This window comes from Rahnella sp. AA, from assembly GCF_002834385.1.
Taxonomy (GTDB): Bacteria; Pseudomonadota; Gammaproteobacteria; order Enterobacterales; family Enterobacteriaceae; genus Rahnella.
In genome coordinates this window covers 920030-935287 of sequence record NZ_PITQ01000001.1, presented here as the reverse complement: position 1 = coordinate 935287, position 15258 = coordinate 920030, and the positions used below count along the sequence as shown (strand labels likewise).

Genomic DNA, 15258 nt, shown 5'->3' with positions numbered 1-15258 from the left:
GAAACGGCCTGCTTATTCATCAGAATACGGGCTGATGACAAACTGTTGCCAGCGTTCGCAGGCGGCTGCGTCAGCTTTTTCCATCGCCAGCCGTGTTTCCTGACGCCAGCGTACGAGCAATTCTTTCTGGCCTGAAAGCCCCAGCGTTTGCACAATTTCAGCCGTACTTTTCCCCTGTTGCAGGGAAGCCCGCAGCGCAGGAAGAGGCAAAGTACTTCTCAGCAACAGGCGATTTAACGCAGGTAAACTGCTTTCCAGCGGGCGGTGCGCAAAAGCAAATCCTGCGAGCTCACGCCAGTCAGGCTCATCAGGCTGGGGGCTGTCGGCCAAATTCAACGTCAGCTCCACCTGAGGTGCCAGCCAGCGCCAGTCACGGTTGAGCTGCGACTCTGCGGCATCCGTCAACGCCTTTCCGGCACGGCTTAACGGTAACAGCGCCATAGCGGCATAACATCCGCTGCTCGCTTCTTTCTGCGTACTCACGCGCACCAGACGGAAACCGGCCTGCTGCCACAATGCGGCAAGCTCTTGCGTATAACCAAAGCTCACGGACAAAAAATCCAGCCCCGCATCCTGCACACTTTGTTTTTGTGCCAACAACAGCGCCCGGGCGATGCCCAGACGCCGGAACGCCGGATGAACAGCAATACGGCTGATGCGACGCGAACGCAAAACCGCTGCCTGCGGGAAACCGGCGTGCGCGGCAAGAGATTGTGCGACCAGATTCCCGCGCGGACGCCGCCTTCCGGCCCAGACTTCATGCGCCAGTTCCGCACTCAGCCCGCCCTCTTCCACCAGCCACAGCGCACCGGTCAGCGTGTTTTTCTGCCGCGCGGCACTGAAAATCATGCCCGGAGCATCGAGCAGGCGGCGTAAATCCAGCGGCGAGGTGCGGTAATGCGCGCTGGTCAGTAAACCGTAAAACTGCTGTAAAAGCGCAGGTTCACGCAGCCAGTCGCCGGCATCGATGGAGAATATTTCGGACATTCCTGTCGTGGTATCTCCGGCGGGAATTTCTTCCGAAAACAGCAATAACTCGCTGATGAACGGCTCCAGCAAATCGCCTGCGGACCAGCGGACCGGTTCGGTCAGACGCAAATCATGCCAGTGCGGCAGCGAGGCGCAGAATTTGAGCAGAAAACCGCGGCCAGTGCCTTCATAGCCCTGAACCGTGGTGGAAAGTAAAACACGAGGAAACGACGCAATCAGCGCCGACAGCATCGGTGCGGGGATCGCCGCCGCTTCATCGATTATCAGCCAGTCGGCGTCCGTCACCGGCCCGGCGTCACATAATGCGAGCAAGGCATCCGGCGCGATAAAACGGGCTGACTCCGGCAGATGACTGAGAATTTGGTTTGCAGAAGATTTGCCCGGTGCGGTTATCCAGCAGGTGCCCGGCCACTGTTTCGTCAACATTCCCGCCAGCGTTGATTTCCCTCGACCACGCGGCGCCGTCAGCACCCAGACGCCGGAGTCCGCGTTCATCAGCTGTTGTAAAATCAGGTGTTGCTGAGGCGTTGGCTGGCCGTCCGGGGGCGTCCACGGAACGGCGGGCGATAAAGGTTGAATGGCTAAAGCCGCATTCTGGCGACATACAGAAATTTCAGGAAGGCTTTGCAATAAAGTCTGAAAGCGTTGGATAAAACGCGGAGCCGGGATCGCCTGCGGCTGTTCGCTCCAGCGCAGACTGTCGGCATCAGGACGCTGCGGCCAGTCATCCCATTCAGGCACCAGTAAAATCAGCCAGCTTCCCGCTTTCAGAATGCCGGAAAACACCGCCAGCGCGTCGGCATTCAGCCCGGTTCGCGCGTCGAATACGCCGTGCAGTTTTTCCTGCCCCAGCAACATGTGTACTGCAGAAAAAGTCACAGACTGCGCGCCTGCCGGGGAATTCCCGCCGACCCACACCCAGTCGCCAGGTTGCCCTTGCGCGAACTGCTCCGCCTGTGCGGCACACCACGTGGCCTCGCCGCTGAAAACCAGCAGACGACGAACGCCTTGTTCAAGCATCTGCCGTTGCAGGGTATTTTTTAGCGTAATATCCATGGGTTACCGCTCAGGTTTTTCCCACCAGCATCGACAGCAGGCCTGCCGCAATCAGCGGTCCGACCGGTACGCCTTTAAACATCGCCACGCCCAGCACCGTGCCAACCAGCAGGCCCGCCACCAGATGCGGCTGGCTACCCATCAGCGTTAAACCGCGCCCGCCCAGCCATGACACCAGCACACCTACCAGAATCGCCAGAATGGATTTCCAGTGGAAGAAAGAGTGCACCACCGTACTGGCGCTGATCTTGCCGCTGGCAATCGGCGCCATCACGCCGATGGTTAAAATAATAATACCGATGGTAAGGCCGTATTTTTCAATCCACGGAAAGAAATTGTTGAGCGGTGTAATGCGCACAGTCAGGAGGAAAAACATTGCGATAGTGACGGCACTGTTGTGACTGATAATTCCGAGACCGGCAAAAACAAGCAGAATTAAAAGGGTTGGATCGAGAAAAGCCATGGCGTTCCCAGCGGTTCAACATGCAGATGAAAGAGAGGCTCAGCGAGCCTCTCAGAGTCGGACATTGATTATTGAACAGTTTTTACTGGCAGACCAGAGCTTATTCTCATCTAATCAGCGGCTGGCGAAGGTATTGCACTGGTCAGGATTACCGGTGTCGAACCCACGTTTAAACCAGGTATAGCGCTGTTGGGACGTGCCGTGCGTAAAGCTGTCTGGCACCACGCGCCCCTGACTTTGCTGTTGCAAACGGTCATCGCCGATGGCCTGCGCGGCATCCAGCGCTTCTTTTAAATCGCCTTGTTCAAGAACGTTTTGCTGCTGCATCGCGTGGCCCCAGACACCGGCATAACAGTCGGCCTGAAGTTCCATTTTTACGGAAAGCTGATTCACCACAGTTTGCGAAGCGCCCTGCTGCAACTGCCGGACTTTACGCTCTGTGCCCAGCAGATTTTGCACATGATGGCCGACTTCGTGTGCAATCACATAACCCTGCGCAAAATCGCCGCCCGCGCCGAGTTTATTCTGCAAATCCTGATAGAAGGACAGATCAATGTAAACGGTGCTGTCAGCCGGGCAATAAAATGGCCCCATGACCGACTGACCTGTGCCACAGCCGGTTCGGGTTGCGCCGCGGTACATCACCAGTTTCGGCTCGCGGTAGGTCATTCCCTCTTTCTGAAAAATGGCTTTCCAGGTGTCTTCTGTTGACGCGAGGATCACGGACGTGAATTTTGCCTGCTCGTCATCTTTCGGGCTGATGGATTGCGATTGCGTCTGCCGCTGTATGTCGCCGGACTGACCGCCGTCAATCAGCGGCGTCAGATCGATGCCGTAATAACCCGCCACCAGCACCACGATAATAATCACAATGCCGCTTTTGCCACGGACAGGAATGCGTATTCCGCCTCCGCCCATTCCCGGCCCGCCGTTAGATCCTTCTCCGCGTCTGTCTTCTACATTGTCGCTTTCGCGACGCCCTTGCCAACGCATATCCCACCTCCGGACTGTTTTTTTAAAGACTAGCCAGCACAAACGATTAATACCATCTGCGAAGGGGCGTAATTTTAGGCGAGGAATATTTAAATGAAATAAAACAGTGAGGGAAACAGAAAATAAAACGTAAAGAAAAGAGCGGGTGATGATTTTCATCACCCGTTAAACACCGGTCTGCACCGCGTAAACGATTGCGCACCCCGGCTAAAAAAATAGTCGTCGGTTAGTCCAGTTTGACACCGATACGATGCGCGACTTCTTCGTACGCTTCGATCAGGCCACCCAGGCTCTGGCGGTAACGGTCTTTGTCCATCTTGTTCAGGGTTTCTTTATCCCACAGACGGCTGCCGTCCGGTGAGAATTCATCACCCAGCACAACTTCACCCTTGAACAGGCCGAATTCCAGTTTGAAATCGACCAGGATCAGACCCGCATCGTCAAACAGTTTGCTCAGAACGTCGTTGGCTTTGTAGCTCAGCTCTTTCATGCGTGCGAGGTTTTCCTCGTTCACCCAGCCAAAGGTCTTGCAGTAAGACTCATTGATCATCGGGTCGTGCATCGCATCGTTTTTCAGGAACAGATCGAACAATGGCGGGTTCAGTTCCAGACCTTCTTCAATGCCCAGACGTTTTACCAGCGAACCAGCAGCACGGTTACGGATAACGCATTCAACCGGGACCATATCCAGTTTTTTCACCAGCACTTCAGTGTCAGACAACAGGCGTTCCATTTGAGTAGGAATACCCGCTTCTTCCAGCTTAGCCATGATGAAATGGTTAAATTTGTTATTAACCAACCCTTTACGGTCGAACTGCTCAATACGCTGACCATCCAGTGCTGACGTATCGTTACGGAACTCCAGTACCAACAGGTCCGGGTTTTCGGTGGTGTAGACGGTTTTCGCCTTGCCGCGATACAACTCAGCTAACTTTTGCATCTTTACTTACTCCAGTGGAAAAAACAGATGTAAAAAGGGGCCGGAGCCCCTTGGTATTATTTTGCGCTGCTCTGGCTAAACGCGGCCTGCATGACCGCCACCATCGCATCGTTTTGCGACTGACTGAGAGCATGTCCTTTCGGATCAAGGAACTGCAAGCTACTACGGTTGTCGAGGTCACCGACCTGAAGTTTGTAATCACCGGAAGTCAGCCCCGGATCTTTCGCACCCAGTGTCTGCCACGCGTCGTCGTTCAGCGGTTTATAAGTCACTGACAACGTCCCCTGCGGACGACTGCTGTCAGTCACTTTCATACCGGCTTTCGCCAGGGCATTCGGCAGGCGATCCCAAACAACGCCGTAAGTTGCGCGGACGATCAGCACCGGCAGACCGGTATCATCGGCACCGCTCTGGACGTCAATCTCACCCACGCGACGGTTGTCGAGGCGCGCCTGAGTATCCTGCTGCACTTTGTCCAGGCTCGAGGTGATGGAGTTCATCATCTGGCTATTATAACGCTGGATTTCCGCAGTAGAAGTCACGGCTTTATCCTGCTGTTTCAGTTCAAGCGTTTTCACGGTCAGCGCTAACTGGTAGCTCTGCTGTTTCACGCTGATCTGATAGCGGCCCTGATACTGGAAATCTTCATCCGCGCGATTCCAGTCAACGAAATCGGTAGACAGAGTCTGGTTAGCATCATCGCGGCTGGCAATTTTGTATTTATTTTGCTCAACAGCTTTCACTACGCTGTTCCACAAATCGCGGTTTTGCGCAGTGTTTTCCAGCAGTACAGTACTGGTATCGCCCGCGAACTGTGTCTGCGAACCATTCAGCAAGGCCAATGGCTGGGATGGTGGACGGATGTCGAGTTGCTTACCGACAGCCCCCTGCATGGTGCCAGTCTGAATATCATAAGTCCCATTCTGCACAGGCAAAATCATCCCTGCCGGTGCTTTAAGCTCATGCAGAGCAGCCGCATCCAGGTAGGATTCATCGCCGCTCACCTGGCGCTTGTAACGTTGGTCACTTGAACAGGCCGCCAGCAGCATAATCAGGGATACCCCGACCACTTTCGCTACGGCTGTCTTTTGCAATCGGGTCATCTGGAAACTGTTCTTGTCAAATAAAGAGGCCATCAAATCTTCCTAAGAGTTACAGCAAACCGGCGCTTTTTAATGCTTCTTCCACGACCGGACGGGCAGCATCTGTTAACGGCGTCATAGGCAGACGCAGAGTATCGGTTGCCATCAATCCCAGTGCCTTACAGGCCCATTTCACCGGGATTGGGTTTGCTTCTACAAACAAATTCTGATGCAACGGCATCAGGCGCTGATTCAGGCGACGCGCTTCGGCAAAGTTACCGAGTGCAGCCAGCTCACAAAGTTGTGCCATTTCACGGGCAGCTACGTTGGCAGTAACGGAAATAACGCCTTTGCCACCGAGTTGCATAAAGTCCAGTCCACTGGCGTCATCGCCGCTCAGCAAAATGAAATCTTCATCATCAACCAGCACTTGGATCTGACTAACACGACTTAAGTTCCCTGTTGCTTCTTTAACAGCAACAATATTCTTCAATTTTGCTAAACGCGCGATGGTCGGCGGCAACATATCGCAGCCGGTACGTGAAGGCACGTTATAGAGAATTTGCGGCAGAGAGGTATTTTCAGCAATGGCTTTGAAATGCTGATACAAACCTTCCTGAGTCGGACGGTTGTAATAAGGAGTGACCGTCAGGCAGCCAACAACACCACTTTTTTCAAAACGTTGCGTAAGAGAAATCGCTTCGGCGGTGGCATTTGCCCCCGTTCCTGCGATAACAGGAATGCGCCCATCGGCCAGTTCCAGCGTCTGAAGCACCACGTCACCGTGTTCTTCATGGCTCAACGTGGCCGACTCGCCGGTCGTGCCAACGGAAACGATCGCCGCAGTACCACTGGACACATGATAATCAATCAGTTTTTTCAGACTCGCGCGATCGACAGCACCTTTGGTGTCCATCGGCGTAACCAGTGCAACAATACTTCCCGTAAACATTGACCTTCCCCTCCACAAACAGGTCACTCATGGTACTTTTGACACCACTGCAAAAGCAAGCAAACAACGAGCGGTAAGCGCTTGTCCGGCGGTTTTTTTTATGTTTACCTTGGGAATACTCCCAAGCACGACAGGAAGACTCATTTTGCCGCAGCCACAACAACATTATCTGGTTATCACCGCGTTAGGTGCCGATCGCCCGGGTATCGTGAACACCATCACCCGTCAGGTCAGCAGCTGCGGCTGTAATATCGAAGACAGCCGCCTGGCGATGCTCGGCGATGAATTTACGTTTATCATGCTACTTTCAGGCAGCTGGAATGCCATCACGCTTATCGAGTCAACCCTGCCGCAAAAAGGCGCAGAGCTGGAATTATTGATTGTGATGAAACGTACCAGCGCACATGAACGCCCGCCGATGCCTGCGACGGTTTGGGTGAAAGTTGACGTCAAAGACTCCCCTCATCTGATTGAGCGTTTTACTGATTTATTCGATACACATCAGATGAATATCGCCGAACTTGCGTCAAAAACACGTCCGGCCGATGCGACCACGCCTGCGCAGTTATCTATTCAGATGACCGCGCACAGTGCCGCCAATACCGACCCGGCAATTATTGAGCAAGCGTTCCATCAGCTATGTACAGAACTGAATGCGCAAGGCAGTATTAACGTCGTTAGTTATTCTGAGAATGAAGATAAACTGCAGTAACAGCTACGAGATATGGAGAAAGACAATGAGCCCACTGAAAGCCGGTGACCCTGCGCCGCAATTTAGTTTGCCCGATCAAGATGGTGAACAAATTAATCTGGCCGACTTCCAGGGACAGAAAGTCCTGGTCTATTTCTACCCTAAAGCGATGACTCCGGGCTGCACCGTGCAAGCCTGTGGACTGCGCGATAACATGGATCAGTTAAAAAGCGCCGGTGTTGAAGTGCTGGGGATCAGCACAGATAAACCGGAAAAGCTGTCACGCTTTGCTGAGAAAGAGCTGCTGAACTTCACGCTGCTGTCCGACGAAGATCACCAGGTCTGCGAGCAGTTTGGTGTCTGGGGCGAGAAATCCTTTATGGGGAAAACCTATGACGGGATCCATCGCATCAGCTTCCTGCTTGACGGCAATGGCACAGTAGAAAAAGTGTTCGACGATTTCAAAACCACCAATCACCATGACATCGTAATGGCGTACCTGAACGGTAAATAACGTCAGGGGTCAGGGTGGACAAAAAAAAGCGCAGACGCGCTTTTTTTATTTTCCATTTCCGGGCAAAAACTCAGACCGTTTCGTTCAGGGATTCATCCGGCCAGACGTGAACCACGGCTTTGACCAGCGTCGCCAGCGGGATTGCAAAGAACACCCCCCAGAACCCCCACAGCCCGCCAAATACAACGACTGACAGGATAATCACCAGCGGATGCAGATTTACCGCTTCCGAGAACAACAGCGGCACAATAACGTTGCCGTCTAATCCCTGAACCACCAGATACGCGACAATCAGCGTCCAGAAATCAGCCCCCAATCCCCACTGGAACATCGCGACAATCACCACCGGAATGGTCACCAGCATTGCACCGATATACGGAATCAATACCGACACACCGACCAGAACGGCCAGCAGCAGCGAATAGCGCAGGTCCATCACGACAAATACGGCATAGGTCGCTACACCAACGATGATCATTTCCAGCACTTTGCCACGGATATAGTTGGTAATTTGCTGGTTCATTTCCTCCCAAACCTGCCCGGCCAGGCCACGATCGCGAGGCAGAATGCGGCGCACGGCATTCAGCATTTGCTCTTTGTCCTTTAACAGGAAAAAGACCATCATCGGCACCAGAATCAGGTAAATCGCCAGCGTCAACAACCCGACCAGCGACGCAAGTGAATATTTCACTACCGACTCGCCCAGCCCGGATAATTTGCTACGCATATTTTCCGCCATCATATCGATAATGCCCGCATCCACCAGCGCCGGATAACGTTTGGGCAAGGTCGCGGCAAAATCGTAGAAACGGTTAAGCATACTCGGTAAATCCGCCAGCAGATTAACCCCCTGCTGCCACGTCACCGGTGCGACGACGAACATTCCGAGCAACAAAATACCCGCAAAAATAATCAGTACGACGCTGACCGCCGGCGTACGGGATAGCCCAAAATGTTGGAGACGAACCGTTGGCCACTCCAGCAAATACGCCAGCACAATCGCAACCAGCAGCGGAGCAAGAATGCCATTAAGAAAATAAAGAATGCAGAAGCCCGCGACCAGAATCGCCAGCAGCGCAATAGCCTGCGGATCGGTAAAGCGCCGGCGATACCACTGTAATAACATGTCCAACATCAGATGACGCTCCTGTAATTTCCGGGCCTGGCGGGTGTGCGCTGTTCGTTCCCTGCGCACCCAGACACAAGTAACTATCTCAAAAATTCGTTGTCACACTCCTGTAGCTCTGGAGTGTTTTAAACTTTGACGAGGATAGCTACTATAGGGATCGGCGCAAAGAAAAGCGCCAGAAAATAACGTACATCCTTAATCTTCATGGAAGAAAAGCTTTTAAAGCTTATCGGCATCACGGTTAACTTATTGGGAAGCAAATGTTTATGGTAATGCGGTTGAAAAAAACAGTAATTGCCTTATGCCTGGGCAGCCTGTTCACTGGCACAGTCCTTCCCGCAGGCGCTGACAACAGTTCGTTCTGGTCAACGCCTGCGGGGGCCTCCAAAAACACGGCATCGCCTTTAGCCCCGCCGGTAAGCGACCAGTTACCTGATATCGGCACCACCGCAGGGGGCACGCTCAGTATCAATCAGGAAATGCAGATGGGCGATTTTTATGTCCGCCAGATGCGAGCAAGCACACCGCTGATTAACGATCCGCTGCTCAATCAATACATTAACGAACTGGGACAGCGCCTGGTTTCGCATGCCTATTCTGTTCGTACACCCTTCCATTTCTTTATCGTTAATAACGATGAGCTGAACGCATTTGCTTTCTTCGGCGGCAACGTGGTGCTGCACTCCGCGCTTTTCCGCTATACCGACAATGAAAGTCAGCTGGCCTCTGTCATGGCGCACGAAATTTCCCACGTGACACAGCGCCATCTGGCGCGTGCGATGGAAGACCAGCAGCGCAATGCGCCGCTGACCTGGGTAGGGGCGCTGGGGTCGATTCTCCTGGCGATGGCCAGCCCGCAAATGGGGATGGCGGCGCTGACCGGCACGCTGGCCGGAACCGCACAGGGGATGATCAGCTTCACGCAGGCCAACGAACAGGAAGCCGATCGTATTGGCATTCAGGTGTTGCAGCGTTCAGGGTTTGATCCGCAGGCAATGCCGGCCTTTTTGCAAAAACTGGCAGATCAGGCGAGCTACTCCACACGCCCGCCGGAAATGCTGCTGACCCACCCTTTGCCCGACAGCCGCCTCTCTGACATCCGTAACCGCGCTAACCAGATGCCACATCCCATCGTTCAATCTTCGCAAGATTATCTGATGGCGAAGGTGCGAATTCTCGGTATGTACGGCTCTGACAGCTTCCCGCTGACCGATGACTATTTGCAAAAACTCGCGAATGGCAATGTTCGCGAGCAGCTGGCGTCGAAATATGGCCAGGCGCTGCAGTTCTATAAAGCCAAAAAATACGATCAGGCACGCACAATACTTGAATCACTGCTGGTGGCGTATCCGGGTAACGAATGGCTGCTCGATCTCGCGACCGATAATGATATCGACAGTAAAAAAGCGCCACAGGCCATTGCAAGGCTGGAGAAAGCCGGCGCGGCAACCAGTTCCAATGCCGTGCTGCAACTTAATCTGGCGAATGCCTATCTCGAGGGTGCGAGACCGGCTGACGCGATGAAGATCCTCAACCGTTATACATTCAATTACCCGGGTGACCCGAACGGCTGGGATTTATTGTCGCAAGCCGCAGCTGCACGAGGGCTGCGCGCGCAGGAACTGGCCGCGCGTGCTGAAAGTATGGCGCTGGTGGGGCGCCTGGATCAGGCAATTGAAATGCTGAGCAATGCCAGCGCATTGCAGAAATTGGGCAGCCTCGAGCAGGCCCGTTACGATGCCCGTATCGATCAGCTCCGCCAGTTGCAGGGGCGTTTCCGTCAGTATCAGAAAGGCTGACGTCCGAATCTATCAGGGAGAAAATTATGTCAGGTGAAGTGACGATTTATCACAATCCGCGCTGTTCAAAGAGCCGGGAAACGTTGAAGTTACTGGAAGATGAAGGCATTTCTCCGGAGATTATCCTTTATCTCGATACGCCTCCGTCGGTTGAGACATTGCAAGGCCTGTTGAAAAAACTGGGCTTTAGTTCAGCGCGGGAATTAATCCGCAAAGGCGAGGAGATTTATAAGACCTTGAATCTGGCTGATAAAAACCTGAGTGAAACTCAGCTTTTGCAGGCGATGGTGGAAAACCCGAAACTGATTGAACGTCCTATTGTGATCGCCAACGGCAAAGCGCGTTTAGGCCGGCCACCGGAACAGGTGAAAGAGATTTTGTGATTCCCCGCGTCAAATCCGGGTTCGTCACACGAACCCGGAACTTTTCAGGATTACAGCCCCAGAATTTCTTTCACAAACGGGATCGTGAGTTTCCGCTGCGCGGTAATAGACGCACGATCGAGCTGATCCAACGTCATAAACAATGTCCGCATTTCACGATCCAGACGTTTTAGCAGGAAGCGCCCCACGTCTTCCGGCAATTCAAACCCGCGCAGTTTGGCACGCAGCTGTAATGCCTGAAGTTTTTCTTCATCAGAAAGTGGCTGGAGTTTGTAGATTTGCCCCCAGTCCAGGCGGGAGGCGAGATCCGGCAGGCTGAGATTCAGCTGGCGCGGAGGACGATCGCCGGTAATAAACAGGCGCGTGCGACCGGTTTCAAGAATGCGATTATAGAGATGGAAAACGGCAGCTTCCCATTCATCATCCCCGGCAATCCCTTCGATATTATCAATACAAACCAGCGCCAGATGTTCCATGCCGTCCAGTACTTCAGGCACAAAATAAGCGCGTTTATCTAAAGGCACATAACCTACGGCTTCACCACGTTGTGATAATTCGGCGCAGGCTGCGTGTAAAAGATGGCTCCGGCCGCCGCCTTCGCGGGACCAAAAATAGATATACGTGCCGTGTTCCTGATGCAATGCGGTCTGAATCGCAGAAAGCAGAGAAGGGTTTTCCCCCGGATAAAAACTGGCAAAGGTTTCATCATCGGGAAGATAAAGTGGCAGGGAAAGCTGTGCCGGCGTATTCAGAAGCACCTCAACCAAAGCGGTATGAAGACCGCAGATGTTGTCACGTCAATAAAAGGAACTGCCGAATTCTAGCAAGGATCCGTGGTGAAATGAACTGTGCCGGGTGCAACCGCTTGCGATACGAACACCTGGCCGGTTGCGTACAGGCAAACCGGCCAGGAATGATCACCGTCAGACCGGCGGATTTTCCCGCTCGTCTTCCACATCAATGATCTGTTCTTCGCCGCGGAAAATCTCGATTACTTTGAACAACAGGCTCAGGAAGATACCGACGATCGTAGCCAGCGCCATGCCTTTCAGCTCAGCCGCACCGATGTGGATCTTCGCGCCGCTGACGCCGATGATGAGGATCACCGCAGTCAGGATCAGGTTCTGCGCTTTGTTGTAATCGACTTTAGATTCAATCAGCACGCGGATACCGGACGCGCCAATCACGCCATACAACAGCAGGGAAACGCCGCCCATCACCGGAACAGGGACGGCCTGGATTGCCGCCGCCAGTTTTCCGATACAGGAAAGCAGGATCGCCAGAATCGCCGCGCCGCCGATAACCCAGGTGCTGTAAACCTTGGTGATCGCCATCACGCCGATATTTTCACCGTACGTGGTATTCGGGGTAGAGCCGAAGAAACCCGACAACACGGTAGAAAGACCGTTGGCCAGCATCGAACGGTGCAAACCCGGATCACGCAGCAAATCTTTCTTCACGATGTTCGCGGTCACGACCAGATGCCCGACGTGCTCGGCAATGACCACCAGCGCCGCAGGCAAAATGGTCAGGATCGCCACCCATTCGAAACGCGGCGTATAGAAGGTTGGCAGAGCAAACCAGTGCGCGTTTGCAATCGCGGAAACATCCACAACACCCATAAAGAAGGACAGCGCATAACCCACCAGCACCCCAATCAAAATCGGGATGATCGCCAGGAATCCACGGAACAGCACGGAGCCTAAAATGGTGACTGCCAGCGTCACCAGGGAGATCGTGATCGTGGTGGAATCCACGGCGGCACCGTCAGCCGGCAGTAAACCGGCCATGTTGGCGGCCACACCGGCCAGCTCCAGCCCGATGACGGCAACGATTGCGCCCATCGCCGCAGGCGGGAACATCACGTTAATCCAGCCAATCCCGGCTTTCTTAACAATCAGCGCCACCAGACAGAACAACACACCGCAGGCAATAAATCCGCCCAGCGCCACTTCATACCCCATCGGCAACAGCAGCAGCACCGGTGAAATGAACGCGAAGCTTGACCCCAGATACGCCGGTATTTTCCCTTTACAGACAAATAAATACAGCAAAGTCCCTATGCCATTGAACAGCAGCACCGTTGCCGGGTTAATCTTGAACAGAATGGGAACCAGAACGGTGGCACCAAACATGGCAAACAGATGCTGAAAACTCAGGGGGATTGTCTGCAGCAAAGGCGGACGCTCGCTTACCCCGATGACACGACGGGTCATGGATGTGATCCTCTTAAGGTGTGTTGTAGTGTTGTGTTTTGAAAACCAAAAAAAAGCCGACTTAAAAGTCGGCTCATTGCTTTTTTGCTTACTTCGTACCAAATATCTTGTCACCCGCGTCACCGAGCCCCGGCATGATGTAGCCTTTCTCGTTGAGCCCCTGATCCACCGAGGCGGTGTACAACTCGACGTCCGGGTGCGCAGCTTCGAGCGCGGCAATCCCTTCCGGAGCGGCCACCAGAACCAGCACTTTAATGCTGTGGCAACCCGCTTTTTTCAGCAGGTCGATGGTGGCGATCATGGAACCGCCGGTCGCCAGCATCGGGTCAACGACCAGCGCCAGGCGTTCTTCAATGTTAGAAACCAGTTTCTGGAAATACGGCACAGGTTTCAGCGTTTCTTCATCACGGTATACACCCACTACGCTGATACGCGCGCTCGGTACATGTTCCAGTACGCCTTCCATCATGCCCAGACCGGCGCGCAGAATTGGCACAACGGTAATTTTCTTGCCCTTGATCTGGTCGATTTCAACCGGACCACACCAGCCTTCGATAGTCACTTTTTCAGTTTCTAAATCGGCAGTCGCTTCATACGTCAGAAGACTACCCACCTCAGAAGCCAGTTCGCGAAAACGTTTCGTGCTGATGTCGTTTTCACGCATCAGGCCCAGCTTGTGTTTCACCAGCGGGTGTTTCACCTCGACGATCTTCATTATTTATTCTCCTAAGGTGGTTGGGCTGCAAAAAAAAATCGCGAGATTATAACGCCATTTTTTTTGAACGCCACTGCCAATTGCCTGATCCGGATCAACATATCCTTCGTCAGTCTAAACGCAGCGGTGTTAGCTGCACTCAGACTGGCTTTGGATATGCACTCTGACGGGCTTCTAAAATCAGTATAGATAGACGCAGTCAATAAGGCGCTCGCAAACGTTTGCTTCCACTGTTAGAATTGCCCCGCATTATTCTTCAACCACCAACCCAAACCGCCGTGGGGACTTCGCAGTGACCGACAAAACCTCTCTCAGCTATAAAGACGCAGGCGTAGATATCGATGCCGGTAACGCATTGGTAGATCGCATTAAAGGTGTAGTAAAACAGACTCGCCGCCCTGAAGTTATGGGTGGGCTGGGCGGTTTTGGTGCCCTCTGCGCGCTGCCGCAAAAATATCGTGAACCCGTGCTGGTTTCGGGTACCGACGGCGTTGGTACCAAGCTGCGTCTGGCGATGGATTTAAAACGCCACGATACCATCGGTATCGACCTGGTCGCGATGTGCGTCAACGATTTGATCGTTCAGGGCGCTGAACCACTGTTCTTCCTCGATTACTACGCCACCGGCAAACTGGACGTCGACACCGCCGCCAGCGTGATCAGCGGTATCGCAGAAGGCTGTAAACAGTCTGGCTGTGCGTTAGTCGGCGGCGAAACCGCTGAAATGCCGGGGATGTATCACGGTGAAGATTACGACGTCGCGGGTTTTTGCGTCGGCGTGGTGGAAAAATCAGAAATTATCGACGGCAGCAAAGTGGCTGACGGCGACGTGCTGATCGGCCTGGCCGCCAGTGGCCCGCATTCCAACGGCTACTCGCTGGTACGCAAAATTCTGGAAGTCAGCAAAACGGATCCGGAAACTACCGTTCTGGCAGGCAAATCGCTGGCCGACCATTTGCTGGCACCGACCAAAATTTACGTAAAATCCATTCTGAATCTGATCGAAAACGTGGAAGTTCACGGCATTGTTCATCTGACCGGTGGCGGCTTCTGGGAAAATATTCCACGCGTTCTGCCGGAAAATACTCAGGTGATCATCGACGAATCAAGCTGGCAGTGGCCGGACGTCTTTGCCTGGCTGCAAACGGCCGGGAATGTCAGCCGTCACGAAATGTACCGCACCTTTAACTGTGGTGTCGGCATGCTGGTTGCACTTCCGGCTGAGCTGGCCGATCAGGCGATTGCTTTACTGAACGATAATGGCGAAAAAGCGTGGAAAATTGGCTACATTAAAGCCTCTGACTCCGCTGAACGTGTTGTCATCCAGTAATTCAA

Annotated in this window: 15 protein-coding genes; 5 read left to right on the top strand and 10 right to left on the bottom strand. The window is 53.5% G+C overall.

What is annotated here, in order from left to right; genetic code table 11:
* Positions 1-12 precede the first annotated feature (12 nt).
* The 6 genes from CWS43_RS04220 to dapA form a co-directional block, all read right to left on the bottom strand.
* Positions 13-2046, bottom strand: coding sequence for a tRNA(Met) cytidine acetyltransferase TmcA (locus CWS43_RS04220; protein WP_101075570.1), 2034 nt, complete (start codon positions 2044-2046; stop codon positions 13-15).
* Between the two features lie 10 nt (positions 2047-2056).
* On the bottom strand, positions 2057-2509 hold the full coding sequence (locus tag CWS43_RS04215) for a DUF441 domain-containing protein (RefSeq protein WP_101075569.1): 453 nt from the start codon (positions 2507-2509) through the stop codon (positions 2057-2059).
* A 114-nt stretch (positions 2510-2623) separates the two neighbouring features.
* Positions 2624-3502: a neutral zinc metallopeptidase gene (locus CWS43_RS04210; protein WP_101075568.1), complete on the bottom strand. Its 879-nt coding sequence runs from the start codon at positions 3500-3502 to the stop codon at positions 2624-2626.
* A 226-nt stretch (positions 3503-3728) separates the two neighbouring features.
* Positions 3729-4442 carry a phosphoribosylaminoimidazolesuccinocarboxamide synthase gene (gene purC / locus CWS43_RS04205; protein WP_101075567.1) on the bottom strand — a complete coding sequence of 238 codons (714 nt, stop codon included), beginning with the start codon at positions 4440-4442 and terminating at the stop codon, positions 3729-3731.
* A 56-nt stretch (positions 4443-4498) separates the two neighbouring features.
* Entirely contained in the window at positions 4499-5578 is a 1080-nt protein-coding gene (gene bamC / locus CWS43_RS04200) for an outer membrane protein assembly factor BamC (protein WP_101075566.1), read from the bottom strand.
* A 16-nt stretch (positions 5579-5594) separates the two neighbouring features.
* A complete protein-coding gene (dapA, locus tag CWS43_RS04195) occupies positions 5595-6476 on the bottom strand; it encodes a 4-hydroxy-tetrahydrodipicolinate synthase (protein ID WP_101075565.1) in 882 nt (293 codons plus the stop codon).
* A 100-nt stretch (positions 6477-6576) separates the two neighbouring features.
* Between dapA and CWS43_RS04190 the strand changes: the two genes are divergently transcribed.
* Together CWS43_RS04190 and bcp are read left to right on the top strand one after the other, a co-directional pair.
* Positions 6577-7188: a glycine cleavage system transcriptional repressor gene (locus CWS43_RS04190; RefSeq protein ID WP_198555765.1), complete on the top strand. Its 612-nt coding sequence runs from the start codon at positions 6577-6579 to the stop codon at positions 7186-7188.
* Positions 7189-7213: 25 nt separating this feature from the next.
* Positions 7214-7681: a thioredoxin-dependent thiol peroxidase gene (gene bcp, locus CWS43_RS04185; RefSeq protein WP_101075563.1), complete on the top strand. Its 468-nt coding sequence runs from the start codon at positions 7214-7216 to the stop codon at positions 7679-7681.
* A 70-nt stretch (positions 7682-7751) separates the two neighbouring features.
* On the opposite strand, the gene CWS43_RS04180 is transcribed toward bcp, so the two are convergent.
* Positions 7752-8816, bottom strand: a complete 1065-nt coding sequence (locus tag CWS43_RS04180; protein WP_101075562.1) for an AI-2E family transporter — start codon at positions 8814-8816, stop codon at positions 7752-7754.
* A 260-nt stretch (positions 8817-9076) separates the two neighbouring features.
* Between CWS43_RS04180 and CWS43_RS04175 the strand changes: the two genes are divergently transcribed.
* Both CWS43_RS04175 and arsC read left to right on the top strand, forming a co-directional pair.
* Positions 9077-10609 carry a M48 family metallopeptidase gene (locus CWS43_RS04175; RefSeq protein ID WP_198555777.1) on the top strand — a complete coding sequence of 511 codons (1533 nt, stop codon included), beginning with the start codon at positions 9077-9079 and terminating at the stop codon, positions 10607-10609.
* A gap of 26 nt (positions 10610-10635) precedes the next feature.
* Complete coding sequence (gene arsC / locus CWS43_RS04170) at positions 10636-10992, top strand: arsenate reductase (glutaredoxin) (protein ID WP_101075560.1); 357 nt, start codon at positions 10636-10638, stop codon at positions 10990-10992.
* Positions 10993-11042: 50 nt separating this feature from the next.
* Here arsC and hda read toward each other — a convergent pair whose 3' ends face one another.
* The 3 genes from hda to upp form a co-directional block, all read right to left on the bottom strand.
* Positions 11043-11750 (bottom strand): DnaA inactivator Hda, encoded by a 708-nt coding sequence (gene hda, locus CWS43_RS04165; protein ID WP_101075803.1) that lies wholly within the window; start codon positions 11748-11750, stop codon positions 11043-11045.
* Between the two features lie 165 nt (positions 11751-11915).
* Positions 11916-13208 (bottom strand): uracil permease, encoded by a 1293-nt coding sequence (uraA, locus tag CWS43_RS04160; protein WP_101075559.1) that lies wholly within the window; start codon positions 13206-13208, stop codon positions 11916-11918.
* A gap of 88 nt (positions 13209-13296) precedes the next feature.
* Positions 13297-13923, bottom strand: coding sequence for a uracil phosphoribosyltransferase (upp, locus tag CWS43_RS04155; protein WP_101075558.1), 627 nt, complete (start codon positions 13921-13923; stop codon positions 13297-13299).
* Between the two features lie 292 nt (positions 13924-14215).
* Here upp and purM point away from each other — a divergent pair, with 292 nt between their 5' ends.
* A complete protein-coding gene (gene purM / locus CWS43_RS04150) occupies positions 14216-15253 on the top strand; it encodes a phosphoribosylformylglycinamidine cyclo-ligase (protein WP_101075557.1) in 1038 nt (345 codons plus the stop codon).
* Positions 15254-15258: the final 5 nt, after the last annotated feature.

Coding starts and splice junctions, on each gene's coding strand:
- CWS43_RS04190 (WP_198555765.1), top strand. CDS start 6,577: ATGTTTACCTTGGGAATACTCCCAAGCACGACAGGAAGACTCATTTTG.
- bamC (WP_101075566.1), bottom strand. CDS start 5,578: ATGGCCTCTTTATTTGACAAGAACAGTTTCCAGATGACCCGATTGCAA.
- CWS43_RS04175 (WP_198555777.1), top strand. CDS start 9,077: ATGGTAATGCGGTTGAAAAAAACAGTAATTGCCTTATGCCTGGGCAGC.
- bcp (WP_101075563.1), top strand. CDS start 7,214: ATGAGCCCACTGAAAGCCGGTGACCCTGCGCCGCAATTTAGTTTGCCC.
- uraA (WP_101075559.1), bottom strand. CDS start 13,208: ATGACCCGTCGTGTCATCGGGGTAAGCGAGCGTCCGCCTTTGCTGCAG.
- upp (WP_101075558.1), bottom strand. CDS start 13,923: ATGAAGATCGTCGAGGTGAAACACCCGCTGGTGAAACACAAGCTGGGC.
- CWS43_RS04210 (WP_101075568.1), bottom strand. CDS start 3,502: ATGCGTTGGCAAGGGCGTCGCGAAAGCGACAATGTAGAAGACAGACGC.
- purC (WP_101075567.1), bottom strand. CDS start 4,442: ATGCAAAAGTTAGCTGAGTTGTATCGCGGCAAGGCGAAAACCGTCTAC.
- CWS43_RS04215 (WP_101075569.1), bottom strand. CDS start 2,509: ATGGCTTTTCTCGATCCAACCCTTTTAATTCTGCTTGTTTTTGCCGGT.
- CWS43_RS04180 (WP_101075562.1), bottom strand. CDS start 8,816: ATGTTGGACATGTTATTACAGTGGTATCGCCGGCGCTTTACCGATCCG.
- CWS43_RS04220 (WP_101075570.1), bottom strand. CDS start 2,046: ATGGATATTACGCTAAAAAATACCCTGCAACGGCAGATGCTTGAACAA.
- dapA (WP_101075565.1), bottom strand. CDS start 6,476: ATGTTTACGGGAAGTATTGTTGCACTGGTTACGCCGATGGACACCAAA.
- arsC (WP_101075560.1), top strand. CDS start 10,636: ATGTCAGGTGAAGTGACGATTTATCACAATCCGCGCTGTTCAAAGAGC.